The sequence below is a fragment of the Rufibacter latericius genome, from assembly GCF_003721515.1.
Taxonomy (GTDB): Bacteria; Bacteroidota; Bacteroidia; order Cytophagales; family Hymenobacteraceae; genus Nibribacter; species Nibribacter latericius.
This window is the reverse complement of the sequence record NZ_RJJD01000001.1, coordinates 326,212-351,487: the sequence shown is the minus strand read 5'-3', so window position 1 is coordinate 351,487 and position 25,276 is coordinate 326,212. Positions and strand designations below refer to the sequence as shown.

At 52.5% G+C, this 25,276-nt stretch carries 22 protein-coding genes; 12 read left to right on the top strand and 10 right to left on the bottom strand.

The features are described from left to right. Positions 1-57: 57 nt before the first annotated feature. The 3 genes from acs to EFB08_RS01425 form a co-directional block, all read right to left on the bottom strand. Entirely contained in the window at positions 58-1,956 is a 1,899-nt protein-coding gene (acs, locus tag EFB08_RS01435; RefSeq protein WP_123125127.1) for an acetate--CoA ligase, read from the bottom strand. Positions 1,957-2,167: 211 nt separating this feature from the next. Further along, on the bottom strand, positions 2,168-3,733 hold the full coding sequence (locus EFB08_RS01430; RefSeq protein ID WP_123125126.1) for a sodium:solute symporter family transporter: 1,566 nt from the start codon (positions 3,731-3,733) through the stop codon (positions 2,168-2,170). 39 nt (positions 3,734-3,772) lie between these two features. Further along, entirely contained in the window at positions 3,773-4,081 is a 309-nt protein-coding gene (locus EFB08_RS01425; RefSeq protein WP_123125125.1) for a DUF485 domain-containing protein, read from the bottom strand. 187 nt (positions 4,082-4,268) lie between these two features. Here EFB08_RS01425 and EFB08_RS01420 point away from each other — a divergent pair, with 187 nt between their 5' ends. Then, a complete protein-coding gene (locus EFB08_RS01420) occupies positions 4,269-4,880 on the top strand; it encodes a ribonuclease HII (protein WP_123125124.1) in 612 nt (203 codons plus the stop codon). 110 nt (positions 4,881-4,990) lie between these two features. Here the strand turns inward: EFB08_RS01420 and EFB08_RS01415 are convergent, their stop codons facing one another. From EFB08_RS01415 to EFB08_RS01405, 3 genes are all read right to left on the bottom strand, one after another. Further along, on the bottom strand, positions 4,991-5,434 hold the full coding sequence (locus EFB08_RS01415) for a response regulator (RefSeq protein WP_123125123.1): 444 nt from the start codon (positions 5,432-5,434) through the stop codon (positions 4,991-4,993). A gap of 43 nt (positions 5,435-5,477) precedes the next feature. Beyond that, a complete protein-coding gene (locus EFB08_RS01410) occupies positions 5,478-6,971 on the bottom strand; it encodes a sensor histidine kinase (protein WP_123125594.1) in 1,494 nt (497 codons plus the stop codon). A gap of 107 nt (positions 6,972-7,078) precedes the next feature. Continuing rightward, positions 7,079-7,645, bottom strand: a complete 567-nt coding sequence (locus EFB08_RS01405) for a TetR/AcrR family transcriptional regulator (RefSeq protein ID WP_123125122.1) — start codon at positions 7,643-7,645, stop codon at positions 7,079-7,081. Positions 7,646-8,110: 465 nt separating this feature from the next. Here EFB08_RS01405 and gcvT point away from each other — a divergent pair, with 465 nt between their 5' ends. Further along, positions 8,111-9,205: a glycine cleavage system aminomethyltransferase GcvT gene (gene gcvT, locus EFB08_RS01400; RefSeq protein ID WP_123125121.1), complete on the top strand. Its 1,095-nt coding sequence runs from the start codon at positions 8,111-8,113 to the stop codon at positions 9,203-9,205. 176 nt (positions 9,206-9,381) lie between these two features. After that, on the top strand, positions 9,382-10,089 hold the full coding sequence (locus EFB08_RS01395) for a 2-phosphosulfolactate phosphatase (protein ID WP_123125120.1): 708 nt from the start codon (positions 9,382-9,384) through the stop codon (positions 10,087-10,089). 90 nt (positions 10,090-10,179) lie between these two features. On the opposite strand, the gene EFB08_RS01390 is transcribed toward EFB08_RS01395, so the two are convergent. Both EFB08_RS01390 and dtd read right to left on the bottom strand, forming a co-directional pair. Further along, entirely contained in the window at positions 10,180-10,506 is a 327-nt protein-coding gene (locus EFB08_RS01390; protein ID WP_123125119.1) for a nucleotide pyrophosphohydrolase, read from the bottom strand. 138 nt (positions 10,507-10,644) lie between these two features. Beyond that, the gene (gene dtd / locus EFB08_RS01385; RefSeq protein WP_123125118.1) at positions 10,645-11,097 is read right to left on the bottom strand and encodes a D-aminoacyl-tRNA deacylase; all 453 of its coding nucleotides are present in this window, start codon (positions 11,095-11,097) and stop codon (positions 10,645-10,647) included. A 242-nt stretch (positions 11,098-11,339) separates the two neighbouring features. On the opposite strand from dtd, the gene EFB08_RS01380 reads away from it, so the two are divergent. The 6 genes from EFB08_RS01380 to EFB08_RS01355 all read left to right on the top strand — a co-directional run bounded on the left by EFB08_RS01380 (position 11,340) and on the right by EFB08_RS01355 (position 20,409). Next, positions 11,340-14,045: a hypothetical protein gene (locus tag EFB08_RS01380; protein WP_125077621.1), complete on the top strand. Its 2,706-nt coding sequence runs from the start codon at positions 11,340-11,342 to the stop codon at positions 14,043-14,045. A gap of 243 nt (positions 14,046-14,288) precedes the next feature. Beyond that, a complete protein-coding gene (locus EFB08_RS01375) occupies positions 14,289-14,900 on the top strand; it encodes a YceI family protein (protein ID WP_123125116.1) in 612 nt (203 codons plus the stop codon). A gap of 261 nt (positions 14,901-15,161) precedes the next feature. Beyond that, positions 15,162-15,866 (top strand): TetR/AcrR family transcriptional regulator, encoded by a 705-nt coding sequence (locus EFB08_RS01370; RefSeq protein WP_123125115.1) that lies wholly within the window; start codon positions 15,162-15,164, stop codon positions 15,864-15,866. Positions 15,867-15,872: 6 nt separating this feature from the next. Continuing rightward, positions 15,873-17,597: a peptidase domain-containing ABC transporter gene (locus EFB08_RS01365; RefSeq protein ID WP_123125114.1), complete on the top strand. Its 1,725-nt coding sequence runs from the start codon at positions 15,873-15,875 to the stop codon at positions 17,595-17,597. Continuing rightward, the gene (locus EFB08_RS01360; RefSeq protein WP_123125113.1) at positions 17,597-18,967 is read left to right on the top strand and encodes an HlyD family secretion protein; all 1,371 of its coding nucleotides are present in this window, start codon (positions 17,597-17,599) and stop codon (positions 18,965-18,967) included. Before EFB08_RS01365 ends, EFB08_RS01360 begins: the two co-directional genes overlap by 1 nt. Positions 18,968-18,993: 26 nt before the next feature. Beyond that, positions 18,994-20,409 carry a TolC family protein gene (locus EFB08_RS01355; protein WP_165864769.1) on the top strand — a complete coding sequence of 472 codons (1,416 nt, stop codon included), beginning with the start codon at positions 18,994-18,996 and terminating at the stop codon, positions 20,407-20,409. A 23-nt stretch (positions 20,410-20,432) separates the two neighbouring features. Here the strand turns inward: EFB08_RS01355 and corA are convergent, their stop codons facing one another. Together corA and EFB08_RS01345 are read right to left on the bottom strand one after the other, a co-directional pair. Beyond that, positions 20,433-21,575, bottom strand: a complete 1,143-nt coding sequence (corA, locus tag EFB08_RS01350; protein WP_123125111.1) for a magnesium/cobalt transporter CorA — start codon at positions 21,573-21,575, stop codon at positions 20,433-20,435. Between the two features lie 131 nt (positions 21,576-21,706). Beyond that, positions 21,707-22,300, bottom strand: a complete 594-nt coding sequence (locus EFB08_RS01345; RefSeq protein WP_123125110.1) for an IMPACT family protein — start codon at positions 22,298-22,300, stop codon at positions 21,707-21,709. A 171-nt stretch (positions 22,301-22,471) separates the two neighbouring features. Between EFB08_RS01345 and EFB08_RS01340 the strand changes: the two genes are divergently transcribed. The 3 genes from EFB08_RS01340 to EFB08_RS01330 all read left to right on the top strand — a co-directional run bounded on the left by EFB08_RS01340 (position 22,472) and on the right by EFB08_RS01330 (position 25,152). Beyond that, a complete protein-coding gene (locus EFB08_RS01340) occupies positions 22,472-22,876 on the top strand; it encodes a sugar 3,4-ketoisomerase (protein ID WP_125077620.1) in 405 nt (134 codons plus the stop codon). A 1-nt stretch (position 22,877) separates the two neighbouring features. Then, positions 22,878-23,867 (top strand): GNAT family N-acetyltransferase, encoded by a 990-nt coding sequence (locus EFB08_RS01335; protein WP_123125108.1) that lies wholly within the window; start codon positions 22,878-22,880, stop codon positions 23,865-23,867. 178 nt (positions 23,868-24,045) lie between these two features. Next, positions 24,046-25,152, top strand: a complete 1,107-nt coding sequence (locus tag EFB08_RS01330; protein ID WP_123125107.1) for a DegT/DnrJ/EryC1/StrS family aminotransferase — start codon at positions 24,046-24,048, stop codon at positions 25,150-25,152. Positions 25,153-25,276: the final 124 nt, after the last annotated feature.

Sequence of the window (25,276 nt, the reverse complement as noted above, 5' to 3'; positions counted from 1 at the left end):
CCTTAAACCTTGCCCTTTTGGTGCCGATTTTCTAAAAACACCTTAAAAACAAGGGGCCTATAAGGCCCCTTGGATAATCTCGTCTACTACCGGTGGGTCCAGTAGGGTGCTGGTATCTCCCAAGTTGGAGGTGTCACCCTCGGCCACTTTCCTAAGGATGCGCCGCATGATCTTGCCCGATCTGGTTTTAGGCAAGCCGCTCACAATCTGGATTTTGTCTGGCTTCGCGATTTTCCCAATCTGATCCACCACTGTTTCAATGATCTCGGCCCGTAGGTGCTCCTGGTTAGCGGGGGCTTCCTCGCCGCACACCACAAACGCGTAAATGCCCTGGCCTTTCACGTCATGCGGATACCCTACCACGGCGCTTTCCACAATGTGCTTGTTCTGGTTGATGGCGTTCTCTATCTCGGCGGTCCCGAAGCGGTGCCCTGATACGTTGATCACGTCATCCACCCGACCAATGATGCGCCACAAGCCATTGGCATCGCGCTTGGCACCGTCGCCAGTGAAATACAGGCCTTTGTACGCATTGAAATAACTCAGGCGGCAGCGGATATGGTCACCGTAGGTCGTCCGGATGATTCCGGGCCACGGAAACTTCATGCACAGGTAGCCTTCCACCTCGTTCTCGGTGATTTCCTCCCCATGCTGGTCCAATAGCAAAGGCTGAACACCTGGCATGGGAAATCCCGCGTGGCTTGGTTTCATAGGCGTCACTCCGGCCAGTGATGACAGCATAATACCGGCCGTTTCAGTTTGCCACCAGGTATCCACCACCGGACAACGCTCCTTACCCACGTGGATGTGGTACCAATGCCAGGCTTCCTCGTTGATTGGTTCCCCTACCGAGCCCAGTACTTTCAACGAATCCAGGCTGTAAGACAACACGTGGTCCAAACCCGAGGCCATGAGCGAGCGGATGGCGGTAGGCGCGGTATAAAAAATGTTCACTCCGAATTTATCGATCACCTGCCAGAATCGGCCTGGGTCCGGGAAGGAAGGCACGCCCTCAAACATCAGCGTAGTGGCCCCGGACAGAAGCGGACCGTACAGCAGGTAGGAGTGACCCGTAATCCAACCAATGTCAGCGGTGCACCAGTAGATGTCGCTTTCGTCGTACTGGAACACGTTCCGGAAAGTATAATCGGTGTAGACCATGTAGCCGCCGATGGTGTGCACCACGCCTTTGGGCTGGCCAGTCGAGCCTGACGTGTACAGGATGAAAAGCATGTCCTCGGCATCCATTTCCTCGGCCGGACAGTTTTTGTCTACGTGCTGCAGTTCCTCGTGGTACCAGACATCGCGGCCCTCTACCATGTTCACGGCCCAACCGATGCGGTCTACCACCACCACTTTCTCTACGCTAGGGCAGGTTTCCAAAGCCTCGTCCACCACCCTTTTCACAGGAATCTGCTTCGGGCCGCGGTTCAATCCATCAGACGTCAAGACCACTTTGGCCTGGGCATCGTTGATGCGGTCGGCCATGGCGGTGTGCGAGAAACCGGCGAAAATCACGGAATGTACCGCCCCGATGCGGGCGCAGGCTAGCACGGAGAACGCCAGCTCCGGAATCATGGGCATGTAAATGCACACGCGGTCACCTTTTTGCACGCCATTGCGCTTCAGGATGTTGGCCATCTGGCAGACCTTCTCGTGCAACTCGCGGTACGTGAACCGGATGTAGCGCTCTTTGGGGTCGTTGGGTTCCCAGATGAGAGCCAGTTTATTGCCCCGTTTCTCCAAATGGCGGTCTAAACAGTTCTCGGTGATGTTGAGTTTGCCATTCACGAACCACTTCACATCGGGCTCCTCGAAATTCCAGTCCAGTACCTTGTCCCACTTTTTGCGCCAGGTGAAGTTCTCAGCGATGCCGGCCCAGAATTCCTCCGGCTGTTCCACGCTTTTCTGGTAGGCTTCCTGGTATTCCTCAAATGATTTTATGCGGTAATCCATCTTGTTTATTCGTTCGGTTTGGGGGCTTAAATATAGAAGTTCTGCCGAGGCAGCCAAGAAACAAGGCCATTCCTAAGGGTTTACCCCCTTGTTTTAGGCCCGATTTCCTGAAAAGAAGGTGAAAAGGCGGCACCCATGAAAAACCAGAGAATGCGTTTTAGACCTGTTTTTCTAAACAGAGCTCTAAAACGCATTCTTTGGTTTTTAACTTTTATTCCGCGCCTACCCCCAGGTAGGTTCGCAGTTTCTCTGACTCAAACTTGAGAGCGGCACTAGACTCGGGTTTCAGGAGGGAAACCACAATTCCCATCAAAAACGCACCGGACATAGAAACCAAAGCCGGGTTCTTCAGCGGGAAAATAGCCTCTTCATAGCCCATGATGTCTACCATGATGGTAGGGCTCAGCACAATCAAAACCAGGGAAAGGATAGCGCCAATGGCGATGCTCCAGACCGCGCCCTGCGTGGTGAACCGTTTCCAGATAATGGACATAAGCAAGGCCGGAAAATTAGCGCTGGCCGCAATGGAGAACGCCAAGCCCACCATAAATGCCACGTTCTGGCCTTTGAAAACCAGCCCCAGCACAATAGAGAGAATACCCAAAGCTATGGTAGCGCGTCTGGCTACTTTCATCTCGCCCTTCTCATTGGAAACGCCGTTTTTGAACACGTGCACGTACAGGTCGTGCGAAATACTGGAAGCTCCAGATAGGGTCAAACCGGCCACAACAGCGAGAATAGTCGCGAAAGCCACCGCCGCGATGAAGCCCAGGAAAGCAGTGCCGCCGGTCTGCTCAGCCAGGAGCAACGCCGCCATGTTGCCACCTTTGTCAATGCCCTCAATGGCAGGTTTACCCACCAAAGCCATGGCCGAGAAACCGATCAGGAACGTCAATAGATAGAAATACCCGATGAAACCCGTCGCTACGAACACCGATTTACGGGCAGCTTTGGCATCGGGAACGGTATAGAAGCGCATGAGAATGTGGGGCAGCCCGGCGGTGCCCAGCATAAGTGCCAAGCCAAGGGAAAGGGCATCAAACGGATTGGTGATGTAGCCGCCGGGGGCCAACATTTCTTGTCCATACTGCGTGCTCACCGTTTCCAGCAGATTAGCTGGGCTGAACCCGAATTTGGCCAGCGAAAGCAGCACCAACACGGTAGCCCCGCTCAAGAGCAGAACGGCTTTGATAATCTGCACCCAGGTAGTGGCAATCATCCCCCCGAAGAGTACATACAGGGTCATCACGCATCCTACTACAATTACCGCAATTTCATAATTAAGCCCGAAAAGGGTTTTTATCAGCCCACCGGCACCCACCATCTGGGCGATCAGGTAAAAGGCAATGGTTAAGAGCGAACCAACAGAAGAGACAATCCTGATAGGGCGCTGCCGTAGCCGAAACGCCACTACATCGGCGAAGGTGTACTTGCCCAGGTTGCGCAGGGGCTCCGCGATCAGGAACATGATCAGCGGCCAGCCCACCAGAAACCCGATAGAGTAGATGAGCCCGTCATAGCCTTTGGTAGCCACCATGCCCGCAATGCCCAGGAAAGAGGCGGCGCTCATGTAGTCACCGGCCAAAGCCAAACCGTTCTGGAAACCAGAGATGTTGCGGCCCGCGGCGTAGAACTCAGAGCCGGTTTTGGTTTTCTTGGCGGCCCAGTACGTGATGTAGAGCGTCACAGCCACGAACAGAAAGAACATGCCAATGGAAACGGGGTTGGCCGTGCCCAGCGTAGATGCGCTGGGGGCCTGGAGCAGGAGAAACAACATAGTGTTGAAGATGTCTTTGGTTTGGAAAGGGAGAGAAGGCTAGGAGATTTTGTTTTTCAGGTTCTCCACTGAGGAATCATAGTCAGAGTTGGCCCAGAAAACATAGATGCCGGTAAGCACCCAGGCAAACAGGATGATGCCCAAGCCTACCGGAATAGCCAGTGTGGTGTACTCCCCAATTCTGGTAGCCAATAGTTGTTTGTTGAACGCGACCACCAGCAGAAACCCGAAATACACCACCAGCATGGTAAAGGTGAGCACCAGTGAGACCGACCAGCGTTTTTTGACCAGTTTCTTAAAATCGGGGCTGTTTAGGATTTCATGGGGTGTTTGGGTACCTGGAATCATGGTTTGTTTGTTCGTTTGGTGATGGGAATAGTGGCGGAAAAGAAGGCACAAAGCCCTGTCTGGCCCGAGGTTCTCTGGCAACAGATCGCTTAATTTAGTGAGATATATCTAAAAAGGGCTATACAGTACGCGAATTTTTTGCCTCCTTTGCCTGTTTTGTAGTAGAAATTGATAAAATCGTTTTGCCATGCTTATCGCAAACCATAGCGGAAAACTTCTGGAAGTAGGATTAGACGAAGCCGGCCGGGGCTGCCTGGCCGGACCTGTGGTGGCGGGCGCCGTAGTGCTGCCGCTGGATTACTTCCATCCGCTGCTCACCGATTCTAAACTATTAAGTGCCAAACAACGCGAACAACTGCGGGAGGAAATTTGCCGGGAAGCGGTTTATTGGGCCGTGGCTGAGGTGAGCCCGCAGGAGATAGACGAGATCAATATCCTGAACGCCTCTTTCCTGGCCATGCACCGCGCCACAGATTTGCTGAACATCGCGCCAGAGTACCTGCTGGTAGACGGAAATCGGTTTACGCCCTACAAAGAGGTGCCCCACGCCTGCATGGTGAAAGGCGACAGCCGCTTCTATAACATCGCCGCGTCCTCTATTCTGGCTAAAACCCACCGCGATGACCTGATGAGTACCCTAGCTTCCACGTATCCGCAGTACAAATGGGAGCAGAATGCAGGCTATCCCACCAAAGTGCATCGGAACGCCATCAGAGAGCACGGGGTTACGCCGCACCACCGGCTTACCTTTAAGTTGCTGCCTGAGACTGAGGCTTCTGTACTGGAGGATATTCATTAAATCAGAGTTTTAGACCTATAGTTATTAAAAAGCCGCGGGGCGTTTTGGAGTTGATTCTTGCAAATCAAATCCAAAACGCCCCGCGGCTTTCCTGTGGTCTTGTTGTTCTGTTACTGGGGTTTCAGTTTGAGCAGGTCCAGGAAAAGGCTGAAACTGTCAAGGCTGGAGGCTCCGTCGTTGAAGGTGTCAAAGGTGAGGGGTTTCACAATGTAGCCGTTCACGCGCAGGTTCTGGGCGGCAAACCGGTCTGAGTCTTCGTTGGAAGTGGTCATGATGAACACGCTCAGGTGCGAGAGAAGCGGGTCGCGGCGCAGTTCTTCCAAAAACTCAATCCCGTTCATCTTGGGCATGTTTATGTCCAGGAGGATGATGTTGGGCAAAGGGTTTAGCTTTGGGGTACCAGGCTCTCCCCGTAGCAAGGCCAGGGCCTCGCGTCCGTTCTTAGCTTTGTGTAGCGGCACCATTACCTTGATTTTCCGGAGCTCACGCTCCACGCTCATGGCATCAAGATAATCGTCTTCCACTAACAAAATACTTGGCTGTGAATCACTCATTTTACTCTTTTTGGTATTGGTAAACGTCAAATATAGGAGGTAATCAGGCTTCCTCCAAAACCAAGGTAGGCCAGGTGAAGGTGAAAGCAGACCCTTTGCCCAAGGTAGAGGTAACCCTAATAGTGCCTCCACGGCGTTCAATGATCTTTTTCACGATGGCCAGCCCCACTCCGGTACTTTCCACGGCGTCGCGCTCCTGCAGGGTCTGAAAAAGCACGAAAATGCGGTCATGGTATTCTTCTTCAATGCCGGGGCCATCATCAATCACCGAGAATTCGTGCATGTCTTCTAATTGCTGATACGCAATGGTCACGTTTCCGGTGGAGTTGTGGTGATACTTGATGGCGTTACTGATGAGATTGGAGAAAACCTGCTGCAATTCTACCTTGGCTGCCTGCACTACCGGTAGCCGGGTTGGTATGTGGATCTTGAAACCCGCGGGTGGGTTCAGCATGTCTATGATCTCATAGAGCAGGGCCTGTACGTCTACTATTTTCTCCTCCAGGTTAGAGCGGCCGATGCGGGCCAGGGCTAGAATTCCGTTAATGAGGTTTTCCATGCGGTGCACCCGCGCGCGCATCATGAGCAGATATTCCTGGATGTGCGCCGGAAGCTCCTTGCCCATGTCTTCCTCTACCCAACGCGAGGCGTTCTCAATGCCCCGCAAAGGCGCTTTCAGGTCATGTGATACCACGTAGGCGAATTGGTCCAGTTCCTTGTTTTTGCTGTCAAGCTCGGTGAAGGTGTTGTCAATGGTGGCCGCCATGCGGTTCAGGGAGTCAGTGAGGTGGGTGAGTTCGTCGTTGGCGTCATCCTCAATCTGGATTTTGTATTCGCCATAGGCAATCTGGTCGGCTAGGTTTACCATCTTTAAGATGCGGCGCGAGATCAGGCGGGTAATGTAGTACGCCCAGGCCAAGCCCAGGAGAACCGAGATAATGGTGAGGGTGGTAGAAATGCGGCGGGTATTTGTAATACTATCCTCCAGGCGTTTTTTCCGGGCTTCACGCACCCTGTATTCAATGCTGTTGAAGTCTTTGAAATACACCCGCATTTGGTCAGTGATGTTTTTCCCTTCTTCGTTCAGCACCAGGAAACCGTGGTCCAGGGCAGAAATGCCCCGGTTGAGTTTGCCCTCGGCGTTTTCCTTGTCTTTTTCGGCAATCAGGAGTTCGGCAAACTCCACCTGCCATTTTTTGTGCAGGTCTTCAATCTCACTGATGCGTCTCAACTGCTCTGGCTTATCTTTCATCAATTGCCTTAGCAAATCAAACTGACTTGGGATCAAGGCCTCGGCAGAGAAGTAGGGGTCCAGGAAGGTGCGGTTGCCGGTGAGAAGGTAGCCCCGCATACCCGTTTCCATGTCAATGATGCTTCTCTGCAGCGAGGCCGAGGTACGGGTGATGTTCTGCGATTCCGTCACGAACTCAGAGTTGGAGATCACATCCTCAGATAATTGGTAATTGACAATGGCCACCGAGGTGAAGAGAAACGAGATAAGAACGAAGCCGGCGAAGAGCTTGGTTGAAAGATTCATGTCGCGTGCGGTAGGAGAGATGGAGGCCATCTCGCGGGTAAATACAGAAACAGCCGAACTCCCTTTGTGGGGAAACCGGCTGTGCAAAAGTAAAATTTTTACGGTACTTAGGCCTTCATGGAATTGGCATACGCCTCAATCCGCGCCTGGCCCAGCGGAGTGGCACACCCCCGCAGATGATAGACCACCACAATCCTGAAAAGCTGCTGGTAATCAAAAGCCGATGGCGGGAAAAGCTGCGGATTAAGGAGCCCATGCAACTGGTGCAAAAAAAGCCGAACCACCATCTCGGGCGGAAGGTCCTGCTGCAGGTAACCCTGCGCGATGCATTCTTCCAGCAGCGGCGTCAGGTAATCGCGCGAAAGAGAGCGCATGAACAACTCCAACCGGGCCCAGGAATGGGGGTAGAAATCCCGCAGGTCCTGCACATACGCCGGGCTGAACGACCTTACCTCTTCCACGCTCAACTGGAGCAGTTGCAGGAAAGCAACCAAAGGGTGTTCGGCCTCGGCCATGACCCTGTCTACTTCCTGCTGGCGTACCTTCAGAGAATGGTTGATGCAATGGCGCACCAGTTGTTCTTTGGAAGAAGCAATCTCCATCAGGGTTCCGCGGGAAATCTCCAGAGCCTCAAGTAAGTTCTCAGTAGAGACGGCTTCAATGCCTCTGCTCAAGAATTACCATCGCTTCTATTAAGATTGTCTCCCGGAAACTCATATTCCCCTTGCGGTTAGCGTAATAGCACTTTCAACTTCTCAACTCCTTTGTGATTACGCCACGCAATGGATGCAAATACACAAGCAGAAAGGACAGGTTTGATGCTGTAGATGCCAATTACGATGATTTTTAAATCAAGGTTTCGGAAAAATATAATGCATATTTGGACTTTAGCCTGATTTTGGTGCTTTTCCAGAAAAACAGGCCTAAAACAAAAAGCGCTCAAGGAAGAGAAATCTTCCTGCAATAACACGGGATACTTGAAGGCATAAGGTAGATTAAGACAATGGCCCGCCAAACGTTCGGGAGTAGGTTGCCGCCAAGGTGCTGAGAAAAGGCAAAGCGGCGGCACCCCGTTTCCAAACCCGCCTGAATTTTATACTTTTGCCTTTCTGTTATTGCGTTTCCTAACCCTACTATACATGGAATTAAAGAAAATAGCCCTTAATGATGTGCACGAAGCATTGGGCGCTAAAATGGTGCCTTTTGCCGGATACAACATGCCCGTACGCTACAGCTCAGACCTGGACGAGCACCACACCGTGCGTAAGGCCGTTGGTATCTTTGACGTATCGCACATGGGCGAGTTTCTGGTGTCGGGCCCCAATGCCCTGGATCTGATTCAGCGCGTGACCACCAACGATGCCTCCAAACTGACACCCGGTAAAATCCAGTATTCCTGCTTGCCCAACGCCGAGGGAGGCATTGTAGATGATTTGCTCGTGTACTGCCTAGCCCCCGAGGAATACATGCTGGTGGTAAACGCCTCCAATATTGAGAAAGACTGGAACTGGATCAGCCAATTCAATACCAATGGTGCCGAGCTGAAGAACATCTCCGACGAAATGTCTTTGTTTGCGGTACAAGGCCCCAGAGCCGCCGAAGCCCTGCAATCTCTGACTCCCGTGGATCTGGCCAACATGGTGTACTACACCTTTGACAAAGGCACCTTCGCCGGACAGCCAGACGTGATCATCTCGGCCACGGGCTACACCGGTGCCGGCGGGTTCGAGATTTACGTGCCCAACGAGAGCGCCAAAGAGGTGTTCCAGAAGATCATGGAAGCCGGCGCCGAGTTCGGCATCAAACCGATTGGCCTGGGTGCCCGCGATACCCTGCGGCTGGAGATGGGCTACTGCCTCTACGGCAACGACATCACCGACTCCACTTCTCCGCTGGAGGCCGGTCTGGGCTGGATCACCAAATTCAACAAAGACTTCACCAACGCCCAAAACCTGAAAGCCCAGAAAGAGCAAGGCGTGAGCCGCAAACTCATTGGGTTTGAGATGATGGAGCAGGGCATTCCGCGTAGCCACTACGAGATCGTGAACGCAGACGGTGCCACCATCGGGGAAGTTACCTCGGGCACCATGTCGCCTTCTTTGGGCAAGGGCGTGGGCTTGGGTTATGTGCAGAACGAGTACACTGCTCCCGGCAGCGAACTGTTCATCAAAGTGCGCAACAAGCAACTCAGAGCCCAGGTAGTGAAACTGCCGTTCTACAAACCCACTGTATAAAGGAGTTCTGAGTCTTGAGTCCAGAGTCCTGAGTTGAAAACGTAAGTTTTTGTATCGGCTCAAGACCCAGAACCTATCCTTGGCGTTTAGAGGCTGTTTTTCTAAAAACGGCCCCTAAACGCCAATCTTTTTACCCCAACTCAGGACTCATAACTCAAGACTCAGAACTTCTAATTATGCCTTCCATAGATGTTTGCTTCAGCCCGGCGCTGTTGCCTTTGTATGATTTAACCGGAAAGATTGCCGTGGCGGTAGATGTGCTGCGGGCCACCTCCAGCATGGTGACTGCCCTAGCCAACGGCGTCACCCACATTGCACCCGTGAGCGAACTGGAGGCTTGCCTGGCCTACCGGAACCAAGGCTACCTGGTGGCAGCCGAGCGGGACGGAATCAAAGCCGATGGGTTTGACCTGGGAAATTCGCCTTTCCATTATCTAGACGATGATTACACCGGCCGCCTGCTGGCTATCACCACCACCAACGGAACCCAGGCCATCCGGCAATCCCGCACCGCGGATGAAGTCCTCATCGGGGCGTTCCTCAACGTAGGGGCCGTAGCCGAGTACGTGCGCCGCGCCGGGAAAGACGTGGTTGTGGTATGCGCCGGTTGGAAAGGCTTGTTCAACCTGGAAGACACGCTTTTTGCCGGAGCCCTGGCTGAGCGCCTGCAAGGTGACTTCGCCCTGAACAATGATGCCACGCTCGCCGCTTTCCACCTGTACCAAGCCGCCAAACCAGACATGCTGGGCTTCTTGTCCAAATCCTCGCACGTACAGCGGCTGGAGCGTTTGCACATCCTGAAGGACACTGAATTCTGCTTGCAGGAAGACACCTACACGGTGGTACCTGTTTTGAAAGGTGATTTCCTGGTGCCCACCGAGTAAAGGGTTAGGCAAAAAAAAACACAAACCCGTTTCAAGGCTAATTTCTGAAAAACAGCCTTGAAACGGGTTCCTTCTTTTCAGCGGTTAGCTTTACCGCAACTTGGGGTTATTCTGATGACGGTCTTTGTCGCGGGAGGTGCGTTTTTCCATGCCTTTGGCAAACGCCTCGGTGAGGTTGACGCCCGTCTGGTTTGCCAGCGTGATGAGCACAAACAGGACATCGGCCATCTCGGCACCCAGGTCTACTTCCTCGTCGCTTTTCTTGAACGACTGGTCGCCGTACCGCCGGGCGATGATGCGGGCTACTTCGCCCACCTCTTCGGTGAGAATGGCAAGGTTCGTCAGCTCAGAGAAATACCGCACGCCCACGTCTTTGATCCAGGTGTCTACGGCTTGTTGGGCTTCTTCTAGGGTCATCTTTATAATTGTTAGTTGTCAATTGTTGATTGTTGTTCGTGCAGGAATTGGTGATTGCGGCTGATTTGTTTTAAGGCTATTTTCCTGAAAACAGGTTTGAAACCAGGTTTGAAAAACAATCAACAATTAACAATCAACTTACTCCCGGTTCTGTGAGTCGATGGTGATGGTGACGGGGCCGTCGTTCACCAGGGCCACTTTCATGTCTGCCCCGAAGATGCCGGTGGGGATGGGTTTTCCCAGTTCTTTCTCCAAAACCTGGTGGAACTGCTCGTACAGCGGGATGGCCACGGCGGGCGGCGCGGCGCTGATGTAGGAGGGGCGATTCCCTTTCTTGGTGTTGGCGTACAAGGTAAACTGACTGATAAGCAAAATACCGCCGTTTACGTCTTGCACGCTCAGGTTCATCTTGTCCTCGGTATCAGAGAAAATCCGGAGTTGGGCGATCTTTTTGGCGGTCCAGGCCAAGTCCTCAGAATTGTCAGTTTGGGTGAAGCCGGCCAGCACCAGCAGCCCTTGCTCAATTTGTCCGTTAATGGTTCCTTCAATGGTGACAGATGCCTGAGACACCCGCTGAATCACGACGCGCATATTACTTGAAATTATCTAAAAGTAAGAGGGAAAGGCCTGGGCTGTTTTCACAGGGTTTTGGGGAAATGAGGGGTAAAACGCTTTCACTCCTTCTTTCATCTGCTCCTTCGCTCCCCAAGAAAGGGGCAAGTTAAAAAGAAAAGCCGCAGCCCGAGCCCCATTCGGCACATTCTTCATTTTATACCGCCCGAACGCTGAAGCGGTGGTTTTTCCATTATTTTTGTGTTCCTAACCCTTCAAGGATGCCGAAAAAGACGATTTACTGGCTGTGCGGTGTGGTAGTGCTGTTGGCGCTGGGTTTCTATGGGTTTTCTAAATGGACGGAGGCACGTGAAAAGGTGAGCCTCTGGACGCTGGTACCCGATAATGCCGTTTTTGTGGTGGAAACCAACAATGCCCCGCGCTTCGTGGACCACCTGCAGCAGACAGACTTGTGGGCTACTGTCTCGCAGATGCCGTACGTGCTGCGCATGGATGACCAATTAGCCCTGTTGGACAGCCTTTCTTCTAACGGACGCACCCAACTGCGAAATTTCCTGACCAAAAAGAACGTGCTGGTTTCCATGCACGTGCTGGGCCGCACCGAGTACGAGATGATCTATTACGTGCCGGTTAGTACGGTAGCGCAGCACCGCTACATTAGAACGCTGGTGGAGAATCTGAACAAAACCGGCATGTACCGGCAGGAGGTGCGCGACTACCAGGGATTCCAGATCACCGACCTCATCCATCAGAGCAACAACGGCAACCTTTCTTATTTCAGCTTCCACAACAACCTGGTCATCAGCCCCAGCCCGGTGCTGGTGGAGGAGATCATCCGGAAGATAAACAGGGGCCAGTTGGAGTCGCCGGCCAAGGATTATAAAAACACCAATTACCTGAGCCAACCCGATGTCTACGCCAACGTCTTCATCAACTACCAGCACGTACCCGATTTACTGGGCGTTTTCCTGAAAAAGGATTTACTGGATGACGTGAACATGCTTAGCAGCCTCTGCCGCAACAGCATGCTGGAACTGAAACTAGACAACAACCGACTTTTCCTGAACGGCTTCTCGCACCCTGAGACCGTAGCGGGCTCGTTGTACAGCCGCCTGAAAGGACACCCGGGCAAAACGTTCCGCCTGCGCGAGGTACTTCCTGAACGCGCCGCCATTGTGCTGCACCTGGGGTTGAACCAGATGAATTCCCTGCGCCCCAAAACCGCCCAGACCGAGAACCCCTACCTTGATTCGCTTTCTGGTTCGTTTGCGGGTGAGCTGGGCCTCTGCTACCTGGAAGCCTACGACACCAAAACCAGCCCTGAGAAGATACTGTTCGCGGAATCTAGCAACCCGGGCCTTACCCAGCAGATGCTGAACCGGCTGCAGCCCGGCCAGACTTCCGGTACCGTGGAAAAGCACGGAAAGTACACCATCCGGTTGTTGACGGCCAAAGAACTGCCCCAGCAGCTGTTTGGGGAGATGTTCCGGGGTTTTGAGCAGGCCTACTACACCACCCTGCAGAACTACATCCTTTTCACCGATGACGTAGCCACCATGCGCTCCCTGCTCTCTGAAGTAGAGGAAGGGAAAGTCTGGGGGAAAGCTGAAGCCATGAAACCTATCCTCAACGAGTCACAGCAGCAAGACAACGTGGGGCTTTTCGTCAACACCAGCCATGCCTGGAATCTGCTGCTGCGTTCTATGAGTCCGCAGAAACAGGTGAGCCTGCTCAGCAACAGTGCTATTTTCAAGAAGTTCAACTATTTCAGTGTGCAGTTCACCGCCGCCGAGAACCAATATTACACCAGTTTCGTACTACGCCACCAGGAAGAGTCCAGGGTGAAAGCGGTGCTCGCCAACCAGGGTATCCGGCAGGAGGAAACCTTTGACTTCAATAGCCGCCTGGTTTCCGCGCCGTTCCTGACCCAGTACGTAGTGGACAACAGCCAGGAGGTGGTGGTGCAGGACTCAGCGCTGGTACTGTACGGGATTGGGGCGCAGCGAGGCCGCCGCAACTGGAGCGATACACTTTCCTCTAAAGTGATGGGGCCGGTGCTGCAATTGCCGTACGGCGCAGACAACCGGTTGAAATACTTTTTCGCTACTGCCAACCGCATCCACTGTATCAACAAAAACGGCCAGGACGAGGAGAATTTCCCGTTCACCTTAGGCGATTCTCTGCGTCTGCAACGCCTCACGGTCTTTGACTACGATAAAACCAACGATTACCGCCTGGTCGCCGATGACAACCTGGGCAACCTCTTCATCCTGGACACCCAAGGCAACCTGCAACCTGGCTGGAACCCCATGCGTCTGGACAGCCGCCTGGCCGCACCGCCGCAGCATGTGAAAGTAAACGGGCGCAACGTGATCATGGTGGTGCTGGAGAACGGCTATATCTACGCCTTTGGCACGCAGGGCGAGCCTTATCCGGGTTTCCCTATCAACCTGAACACCAACCTAAGATCGGGGCTGTTCCCGAAGTTGGGGATTTCGTTCCGCCGCTCGCTTTTCACCACCGTCTCCCAGGGGGGCGAGGTAATCACCTTTGACTTGACGGGCGCCATCACCAAACGCGAACAGCTCCTTCGCCCAGACCGACGCAGCACGTTCAAACTGGTGCCCGAGTCCGGAGGAAAGTCCTTTATCATCGCGCGCTCTGATCCGGGGAGAGTGGCCTTGTTCCAGCAGGACGGGAAGCTGCTCCTGGACCGTAGGTTTGTTACGTCCTCGGCCAAGGAAGTGCAGTATTTCCATTTCGGGGGAGACCGCAAGCTGTACGTGATCTGGGAGACGGGTCCCCGTAAGGCGTATTTGTTTGATGTGCACGCGCAACCGCTGGGACAAGATCCTATCAACACCAGCTACCCCGTGACCGTGCGCTACAACGAGGTGCAAAACCAATTCACCATTTTCTCTACCTACAACAAACTCCTCCAGAAAACTGTGGTGCAGGGCAGATAACCCCTTTCCAATGCAAAGTTTACAAGCTCCTGCTTTCAGGCCGTTTTCCTGAAAACCCTGCTAAAACTGGAAAACTGGGATCAATTAAAATCCAATCGCAAGCAAGTAAAAGGCGCTTAGAACAAGGATTTTAGCCTTTTTGAGAAGTTTGTAAAAGAATCAAAAAAATATTTGCCAGAAACATATGTATATACATTAATTGTCTATACATTTGCATCAGTTAAACATTACTTCCACACAGAGATGAAACTTAGAAACACAGTAGTAGCAGCGCTGGTAGCGTTGGTAACTTTCGCCTTCGCAGGTAAAGGCGTTGAGTACAAAGTGGTGAACAACCAATCTAAAGTTAGCTGGAGAGGCACCAAGGTAACGGGTGAGCACTCTGGTGTGATCAGTATCGCAGACGGTCAACTGACAAGCGATGGCAAAAACATCTTGGCCGGTTCTTTCAGCATTGACATGGCTTCTATTGTCTGCACTGACATCACCGATGCCAAAATGAACGGCAACCTGGTAGGTCACCTGAAGTCTGATGATTTCTTCGGAACCGCCAAGTACCCGAAAGCTACCCTGGTAATCACCAAAGTAACTCCTACCAAAACCAAAGGCCAGTACCTGGTGAACGGTGACATGACTATTAAAGGCATCAAAAACCCGATCCAGTTCCCGGCTACCATCGCGCACGCTGGAAACCAAATCAAAGCGAAAGCCAACATCAAGGTAGACAGAACCAAATATGACATCAAATACGGTTCAGGTTCTTTCTTTGACAACTTAGGTGACAAAGCCATCAGCAACGAGTTTGACTTGACCGTTGACCTGGTAGCCCAGAAAGACCTTGTAGCAAAAAAGTAATTACCCGTTTTTCATAAAAAAGGCTGTGTTCCATCTGGAGCACAGCCTTTTGTTTTTATGTCTGGTCGATACGTTTTAGAGCCGTTTTCCTGAAAAGGGGCTCTAAACTAGTCCAGTTCTTTTGGGAAGATACACATGAGCGATGTTTCCCATCCTTGAAAAATTCTCAGCTCGAACTAAAACAAAAAGAGTAAGTATATTGTTTGTGATAGTAATACTATTATAATTGCGGATAAATATTATTTGACTTGGATTAGAGACATGAGCACTACCATCAGAATTCAGTTGAACGAGAAGCTTTTCTTGCGTGATCCGGAACAGACCGAATTAGGCCGGACCATTTTCAGGGAAAGCATTCGGTTGATAGATGAACTGGGGTTTGAGTTATTTACCTTCAAAAAACTCGCGCAGCAGATTTCCTCCACTGAAGCATCGGTGTACCGCTATTTTGAGAACAAGCACAAACTGCTGCTGTACCTGGTTTCGTGGTACTGGAACTGGCTCGATTACCGGATTAGTTACCACATCCATCATGTGGCCGATGCCTCTGAAAAGCTCAGAACGTTCATCCGGATACTGGCCGGGAGCCATGGCAGTGAGCCGCTTAAAGCGAGCGTAGACGTGCAGGCGCTGGCCAGAATAGTGGTGCTGGAGGCCTCCAAAGCCTATCTTACCAAAGAGGTAGACACCGATAACAAAGCAGGCTTGTTCCAGGACTACAAAAATCTATGCCACAAAATTGCTTTAGTAGTGCTGGAGATAAAGCCAGATTACCCTTACCCGCATGCGCTGGTGAGTACGCTCTTTGAAGCCGCCCGCAAGCACCTGTTCTTCGCGCAGCACCTGCCTTCCCTTACAGAAGTGAGACTTGATAGTGCCGGTGCAAATACCTTAGAAGGTTTTCTACAACATCTGGCGTTTAGTTCCCTTTCAAGAGAAGCCTCTTCTATAGGCGCTAACCACTAACGTAATATGGCACAACAAGCATCAGGTAAGCCCAGTCCTTTCAGGCGGTTTGTGGAATTACTTTCCTCAGAGCGGAAAGTGATCGGTTACATCTATCTATATGCTGTTTTCTCAGGCATTGTGAATCTGTCCTTGCCGCTAGGGATTCAGAGCCTCATTGGGTTTGTTTCCGGGGGGCAGTTGGTGACCTCTGTTTCAGTACTTATTTTCTTTATAGTAGTGGGGGTGCTGGTAGTGGGCGGGCTGCAGGTGATGCAGCTTTCGCTGGTGGAGCATATTCAGCAGCGCATCTTCGCCACCAAAGCCTTTCAGTTTGCCACGCACCTCACCAAGATAAAAGGAAACCAACTAGGGGCGCAGAACCTGCCCGAGATGATGAACCGGTTCTTTGATGTGGTCTCGTTGCAGAAAGGATTGGCCAAGATGCTCACTGATTTCTCGGCGGCCGCCATTCAGATTGTGTTCGGGTTGATTCTGCTTTCTTTCTACCACTCCTACTTTATCTTCTTTGGTCTGGTGCTCGTTCTGCTGCTCTTCCTAATACTGCGGCTCACCAGCCCCAAGGGCATGCGCACCAGCTTGGAGGAATCTAAATACAAGTACCGGCTGGTACATTGGCTGGAGGAGATGGCCCGCAACATCATGGTGTTCAAATCAGCCTCCAATGAGAAGCTGTCGCTGGAAAAGACCGACTATTATACCTCTGGTTACATCAAGGCCCGGGAGGCCCATTTTAGGGTACTGATTACCCAATACATCGGGTTTGTAGGTTTCAAAACCGTGATCACGGCGGGGCTGTTGCTCATGGGTAGTTTGCTTCTGGTGAACCAGGAAATCAATCTGGGTCAGTTTGTGGCTTCTGAGATCATAATCATCTTAATTATCAATGCGGTGGAGAAACTGCTGGTGAAACTGGATGTGGTCTACGATGTCTTAACCAGCCTGGAGAAGCTAGGTGGGGTCACTGATCTGCCCATGGAGGAGAACAAGCGATTGGGCAGAGAGCTTCCTGCCCGCCACCAGGCAATTTCTGTGCAACTGAAAGACGTGGCTTTTCGGTACGCGGGTGCTCAAAAATATGCCTTACAGGGCGTGAATCTTTCAGTGATGGCGGGGGAGAAGATTTGTCTTGGGGGCTCTGAAGAAGCCGGCCGGTCTACCTTGCTCCAGATCATGGCAGGTATCCATACCGATTACGACGGTACGGTAGTATTCAACGGTCTTTCGCTGCGCGATTACAACCCTGAGATAATGCACGAACAAATTGGCTTTTACCTCTTGCCGGGCCGTTTGTTTGAAGGCACCATTCTGGAGAACATCACCATGGGGCAGCCCGAGGTAACGTTGGACGATGTGCTGTGGGCACTGGAAATGGTGGAGCTCTCGCAGTACATCCAATCACAGCCGGAAGGACTCCATACGGTCATCCATAGCTACTCGCCGGGCGTGCCGGAGGGTGTTTTGCAGCGGCTGGCCCTGGCACGCAGTATCGCCCGTAAACCTAAGCTGCTGCTGTTGGATAATTTCCTGTCTTCGGTAAAGAATTCACTTCGGGAGCGCATCGCCAGACGGTTGGTGTGTTCTGAGATTGCCTGGACCGTGATCCTTATCTCTAATGACCCCATCATTATGCGTCTCTGCCACCGGGTAGCCCTGCTGCAGGACGGTAAGGTGATTAAGGAATTAGTTAGTGAAAGAACCAGCCCTGAGGAGCTAAACAGTATTGTGTAATGGCTAAGCAAACTTCTAATTATCCGCTTCCCCAAACCTGGGAACAGTTCAACTCTTTCAAGTTGGTGAGCAAGCCCCGTCTGGCTAAGGTAATGGCGTACTGGTGCGTGGGGTTGTTTTGCCTACTGTTCATCGCCTCCCTGTTTCCCTGGACGCAGAACATCCGCTCTGCGGGATCTGTCACCACGTTACAACCGCAGGACCGCCCGCAGACGGTGCATACTACTATTGCCGGCCGCATAGAGCAATGGCGGGTGCAGGAAGGCCAGAAAGTGAAGAAAGGCGATACGCTGGTAGTGCTGTCTGAGGTGAAAGAGAAATACTTTGACCCGCTGCTGCTCAGCCGCATGCAGGAACAGTTGCAGGCAAAAGGAGGCAGCATGTCGGCCACCCGGTCAAAGGCCGAGGCGCTCACCAAACAGATTGCCGCCTTGCAGGAAGGGTTGCAGTTCAGTTTGCAGAAGGCCCGGAACAAAGCTCGCCAGGCGTACCTCAAAGTACAGAGCGACAGCGCCGATCTGGTAGCCATCAACGCTGAGTACCAGGTTGCCCAGGTGCAGTATGCCCGCCAAGAGAAACTGTATGAACAGGGGCTGAAGTCCCTGACCGAGCTGGAAAGCCGCCGGCTTAAGTTTCAGGAAGTGCAGGCCAAGCGGCTGAGTACCCAGAACAAACTTAACATCAGCCGCAATGAGCAGCAAAACGCCCGGATTGAGCTCTCTTCCCTGGAAGCAGAATACCAGGACAAAATCTCAAAGGCTCGTTCAGATCTGAACTCCACGCTGGCCTATATCAATGATACCAAAGGGGAAATCTCTAAGATGGAGAATGAGTATGCCAACACCCAGATCCGGAGCTCCTTTTATCAGGTGACCGCACCCCAGGACGGGTATGTGGTGCGGGCGCTTAAAGCAGGAATTGGCGAAACCATTAAAGAAGGGGAGGCCATCTGTAGCATCATGCCCGCCAATCCAAAGTTGGCGGTGCAATTGTATGTGGAACCCATGGATATTCCGCTGCTGGAGGTGGGCCGCCAGGTACGCCTTCAGTTTGAAGGGTGGCCAGCACTGGTGTTCTCCGGGTGGCCTAACGTAGGCTTTGGGACGTTTGGGGGCAAGGTGGCCGTGATTGACAACATAGATAGCCAGGGCAAATACCGCATATTAGTGGTGCCGGACCCAAACAGCAACCCCTGGCCCGAAGCCATTCGGGTAGGTTCCGGAGCCTATGGCTGGGCCATGCTCAATGACGTGCCTATCTGGTATGAATTCTGGCGACAGCTGAATGCCTTTCCGCCAGATTACGTGATGCCCATGAACAGTGAGCCGAAAGAGGGAGCCAAAGATAAAGGAACAGGAGGCGATAAATGAGACGGAGGCACTATTGCTTTGGGCTGATGACAGGTTTACTGCTGTTGCTGGCCTGTAGGGCAACTCAGGCGTCAGACTCCACCGCGGTTTTTACCATCCAGGATCTGATGGGCCAGATTGCGGTGCACCACCCCGTGGCCCGGCAGGCGCAGCAGCTCTCAGAGCAGGCACTGCAGGAGATACGCATGGCCCGTGGGGCATTTGATCCTGTGCTGGCTTCCAAATTCTATAACAAGGAGCTGAGCGGAAAAAATTACTTCACCCTCTGGGATAATGTGCTGAAGGTGCCGCTCTGGGTTGGAGAACTCAAAGCCGGGCATGAGCGGAATGTGGGGGTGAACGTCAATCCGGAGAACGTAACCTCCCGGGATGGCCTAAGCTATGTAGGGATTTCGGTTCCGCTGGGGCAGGGCCTCCTGATAGACGAACGGCGGGCAACGCTGCTGCAGGCGAAACAGGCACAGGAACTCGCGGAGGCTGACCGGGTGAAGAGCATCAACAAACTGTTGCTGGAGGCCGCCAAAGCGTACTGGGACTGGGCGTATGCCTACCAGCGGTGGCAGTTGCTGGAGCAAGGTTACCAATTGGCCCAGGTGCGGCTACAGGCGGTGAAAGAGAGGGTGCGGCAAGGTGATTTGGCGGCCATTGATTCTGTGGAAGCCACCATAGAAGTGCAGAACCGGTTGGCCATGCTCGGGCAGGCCCGCGTAGAGAGCCAAAACGCCGCGCTTATGGTGTCTAATTTCCTGTGGGGAGAAAACAACACGCCCCTGGAAATACCGGCGGGGGTAGTTCCCTCCTTGGCAGGCACCGACCTTGAACCTATCTCTCCAAGTGAACTGACCGACTTACTGGCGAACGCCCAGGAACGGCACCCGGAAGTAACCAAGCTACAGGTGAAGTTGAGACAGTTGGAGGTGGACCGGCGGTTTTCGCAGAATAAGTTGCTGCCCAAGCTGAATGTAGAGTATAACTTGATTGGCAAGGGAGGCACCGCAGGGACGCAATGGCTGGAAGGACCCTATGCCACCAATAACTTTAAACTGGGCGGCAGTTTCAGTGTACCTCTTTTCCTGCGGCAGGAGCGGGGGAAACTGCAGGTGACCCGCCTCAAGATCAACGCGGCGCAGATGCAGTTGCAGCAGACTTCGCGGGAAAACCAGAACCAGGTGCAGGCGGCCTACAATGAACGGCAACAGTTGGAAGAACAGATTGTGCTACAGGAGCAGATTATCGCCAACAACACCCTCCTGCGCAACGGAGAGCAGCAACGGTTTGAGAACGGGGAGAGTTCCCTATTCCTGATCAACACCCGGGAAATGAACCTGCTGACGCAACAGATCAAACTCCTGGAGCTCAGAAGCAAGTACGGCAAAGCCAAATACTACCTGCAGTGGGCCGCCGGAAATCTAGTCTCCAGCTCTCCATCTACGGCATTGTAGATTCTATGGCCTTACTTAGTTGGTTACTGATTGGAGAGCCAGCCTTTGCGGTAGAAGTAATAGACCATGCCCGATACGATGACTCCCATCACACATAACAAAGTCACGTAACCGTATGGGTGGTACAACTCTGGCATGTTCAACGGGTTGATGCCGCCTCTGGGGTTCTCGCGCGAAAAGTTCATGCCGTAGAGACCTACAATGAAACTCAACGGGATGAAGATGGTGGAGATAATGGTCAACACCTTCATGACTTCGTTCATGCGGTTGCTCACGTTGGAGAGGTACAGATCGGTGAGGCTGCTGGTGATCTCCTTGTAGTTGTCTACCAGATCTATGAGTTGGATGGCGTGGTCGTAGATGTCCTTAAAGTAGATTTTGAGTTCGTGCGGAATAGTCTGTTCATCCATGCGCATGATCTCGTTGATCTTATCGCGCTCGGGCCAGACAATGCGCCTTATCTTCACTACTTCCCGCTTTAGGTCCAGGATCTGGCTCAGCAGCTTTTTGCTGGGGTTCTCGAAAAGACAGTCCTCCAGTTCCTCGGCGTACTCGCCCAACTGGGCCATGGCGGGGAAATAATGGTCCAGCACCACATCCAGGATCGCGTAGGCCACATACATGGCAGATTTCTTCCGGATGGCTCCTTTCCCCACCCTTATGCGCTCCCGCAACGGGTCCAGGCAGTCTTCATAATCGCTCTGAAAAGTAATGACGTAATTGGAACCGGTGAAAATGGAAAGCTGGTCATCATCCACTTTGTGGTCTGGGGTGAACGCCACCATGCGCGAAACGATGAACAGGCGGTTGTGGTCTTCCTCTACCTTAGGGCGCTGGTAATCGTTGATCACATCCTCCATCTGCAAGGGATGGATCTGGAAATCGATCATGATGCGCTCCAGCAGGGGAACGTTGCCGTAACCTCGCACATCAATCCAATGCCGCGCCTCAGGAAACTTCTGGAACGCCCGCATCAGGGAATCATAGTCGCCGAATTCCTGTGCATCGTACATCTTCTCATTGAACGTCACCAGAAAAAGCCGTGGGGGCAGGGCCTGGGCAGAAACCGTCAAGGAGCCGGGCTTTTGGCCCACACTTCTTTCCAAGATGCTCTTGGTAGGCTGTTTAGATTGTTTCGATTGCTTGGATTTCGGAAGGATGCGCATGTACGTCTGGGAGGTATGTCTGGTGCGTGGTCTGGTAAGATGGACTTGATACGTAAACCGGAAAGGTAGGGATAAACCTGTTTTAACGCCGGTTTTCCTAAAACAGGCTAAAAACAATGCAGGTGCGTGAGTTAGAGGTGCAGGGTGCCGCCGGCTTTCTGGAGGAGTTGCTCTACCTGGGAAACCAAGCTCGTGCGCACCTCCACCGTTAAGCGGCAATCCAGCTGGAAATCCTGTTCCCGCACAAGCAGGTCCAGGTCTTTCACCACCTTCATGATCTCGTTCATCTGCTCGTAGCCGAACTGTACAGTGATCAAGGCGGTTTCGTGTTCTTCCACCACCTGCGCCTGTTCCAAGGCCTCGGCCGTGGCGGTCTTGTAGGCATGGATGAGGCCGCCCACCCCCAGCTTCACGCCCCCGAAATACCGGATTACCACCACCAGCACATTGCTCAGCCCCAACGATTTGATCTGCCCCAGAATAGGGTCTCCGGCCGAGTGGTTGGGTTCGCCGTCGTCATTGGCGCGGTATGTGGCCCGGTTAGCACCCAGCAGGTACGCGTAGCAATGGTGGCGCGCATCGAAATACTCTTTTCGGAGGGCCTGGAGGATTTCCTTGATCTCTTCCTCGGTACGCACCGGGTACGCCTTTGAGATGAACTTGCTGCCTTTCTCTTTGTACAATCCCTCTACGGGCGCGGCGATGGTGCGGTAGGTGTCCTCCATGGAAGGCAAAAATACGAAACGATTCAGAATAAGCCGACGCTCCCGTTTTAGAGGCGATTTTAGGAAAAGGCACTGAAAACGACACTTACCCAAAACATACATTCCGGCCCCAGACCATCCGGATGAGGCAAAGCTGTCACCATTTGTTCTGCTTTGCGTACCTTCGCGGGAATGTTGCCAACAGAACCTTACCTGCTTTCTTTCCATCGCCTACCCGATGCCGGCGGTACCCTTATTTCCACCCAGGATGCTTCAGGCTTACCTTTTGCGGCAAAGCGCGTATTTTGGGTGTTTGCCTCCGGCCAGGAAACCGAACGGGGCGGCCATGCCCACCGCACCACACAGGAAATTCTAACAGTGGTACAAGGAAGGGTAAGGGTAGAAACGCAGACCGCGCATGGTAGGGGCGAATTCAGCCTGGAAACCCCAAACCAAGGGCTGTACATTCCGCCGTTGTGCTGGATAACGGTGCATCCCTCGCCGGGGGCCATTCTCTGCTGCATGACTTCCACCGTTTTCGAAGAGGCAGATTATATCCGTTCTTATCTTGATTTCCAAAAACTGGTGCTGAAGTAAAATGGTACACCTGGGAACCGGAGAAACCTACGTGGCGTACTGCCTCACCACCGAAGCAGAGCGGGAAACCCTGCCGCCTTTTTCCTTTGATTTTTTCCTGTACCTGCAACCCAAACACGTAGCCCTGCAAGCCGGACCAGACTGGCGGATGTTTGTGCTCCTGAATACCCAGACAAACCAGATAGACGGAGTAGCACATTTTTTCAGAGACGCTGATACCGCATTTTCTCCCTGGCGGGCTCCTTTTGGCGGCTTGCAATTGCACCCAGCGGTGCCCCAAGAAACCAGCGCCGCCTACCTGCATTACCTGCACCAAACTCTTCAGCAATTAGGGATCACACAGATCAAATGGCTTCAGTGCCCCGATGCGTACGCCCCGAAATCTAGCGCATGGCTGCGTACCCAACTACCAGTTCTAAGGTACCACGTGCAGCATGACCAACTCAACCATCACATCGAAGTGTCGGGAAATAATTTCGCAGCACAGGTGCATCCTTCCGCAAAGCGGAGGCTTTTGAAGTGCCAAAAGGCCGGTTTTACCTTCCGGCAGGAAACCTTGGAAGAACTTCCCGAAGCGTACGCCTTCCTGAAACAGTGCCGTCTGGAAAAGCAAAAGCCGCTGTCTTTGTCGCTGCCGCAACTGAGTCGCTACTTTGAGCTGTTCCCCGATCGTTATTTTTTATTCACCGTACGAAGGGGCGCAGAATTGGCGGCTGTTGGGGTGGCAGTGCTGGTAGCCAAAAAGATTCTGAACCATCTGTACCCCGCCAGTCCCACTCGTTTTAATGAGTACAGTCCATCGGTGCTTTTAAATGCCGGTTTGTACGCTTTCTGCCAGGAACACCAGATTTCTATGCTTGATTTAGGCGTCTCGGCACCCGCCACAGAATCGGAAGAAGCTTATACCGGCCTGATTACATTCAAGGAGCGCCTGGGCGGCATCCCCACCCGAAAGCCAACCTTTTTATGGAGAGGTGAAGCTAAGGAATGAGGAAAAGCTACCTGGCCGCAATTCCCGTTTTAAGCTTGTTTTTGCAAGAGAGGCTTGAAACAGAAAGGCCGTTTCCTACTTCAGTTCTGAATAAAAACAGCCCAAACTTCCTTTCTCTGTTTTCAGGGTTTCCTTCAAAAATAGAGTCAACTACTCACAAATTCATTCGCTCATTACCATGCACGTTCCCTTCTTTACTTTCCGAGACTTTCCAGCAGGGCTTCAGCTACGGGTAGAAATTGCCCTTTTAACAGAATTAAGGAAAAAACAACTCATCTTAGGGCCATCAGTCACCAAGTTTGAGCAGGAATTCAGCCAGTATCTGGGAGGGGGAAACGTGATTGGGGTGGGCAATGGGTATGATGCCTTGGTTTTGAGCCTTAGATCTTTAGGAATTGGTCTTGGAGACGAAGTGGTGGTGCCGGCCAATGGCTACATCGCTACCATTAATGCCGTGCAGCAGGTAGGGGCCAAACCCGTTTTTGCTGAGCCAGACTCCAGAACTTACAACATCACCGCTGCTACTATTGAGCCAGTATTATCAACGCGAACCAAGGTAATCCTGCCCATCCATTTGTACGGCCAAAGCTGTGAACTGGAGGGTCTTTTAACCTTGTGCAAACAGCATGGCCTTGAACTGGTGGAGGACTTTGCCCAGGCCCAGGGTGCTCTTTACAAGGGCAAACCGGTAGGTACCTTCGGGAAGGTGAACGCCACCAGTTTTTACCCCACCAAGAACTTAGGGGCGGTGGGTGATGGAGGAGCGGTAACCACCCAAGATCCCGTCATCGCGGAGTGGGTGCGCCAATACCACAACTACGGGCAGTCTCGGCGCTATGAGTACGCTCAGGCAGGCATCAACTCCCGCCTAGATTCCCTGCAGGCTGCAGTGCTGTCAGAAAAGCTCTCATTTCTGGACACCCTTAATACTGAACGAAAGCGTCTAGCCGCCCTCTACCTCGAAAGCCTGGGCGGACTAGGTGATCTTTGCCTTCCCAGCGTTTCTTCTGAAAACACCGGTCATATTTACCACCTGTTCGTCGTAAGAACCCATCGCCGGGATTATTTGCAGCAGTTTCTACAGGAGAAAGGAGTCCAGACGTTGATTCACTACCCGGTGCCACCCCATTTGCAACTTGCTTACCAGTCGTTGGGGTACAGAAAGGGAGATTTCCCGCTCACCGAAGAACTTGCCGCTACCAGCCTCAGTTTGCCCCTTTTTCCCGGGATGACCGACAAAGAACAAACCCATGTGATACAACAAATCCAGGAATTTTTTCTTTAAACAACTTCGTTTTCCTGAGGTCTGTTTCAAACCTTGTTTCTGGAAAATAGCCCGAAACAAGAAGCTGGTGAACATCGGTTAGATAGTCTCCAAGGTAATTTGCGGTAATTTCTTTGTAGTTTGC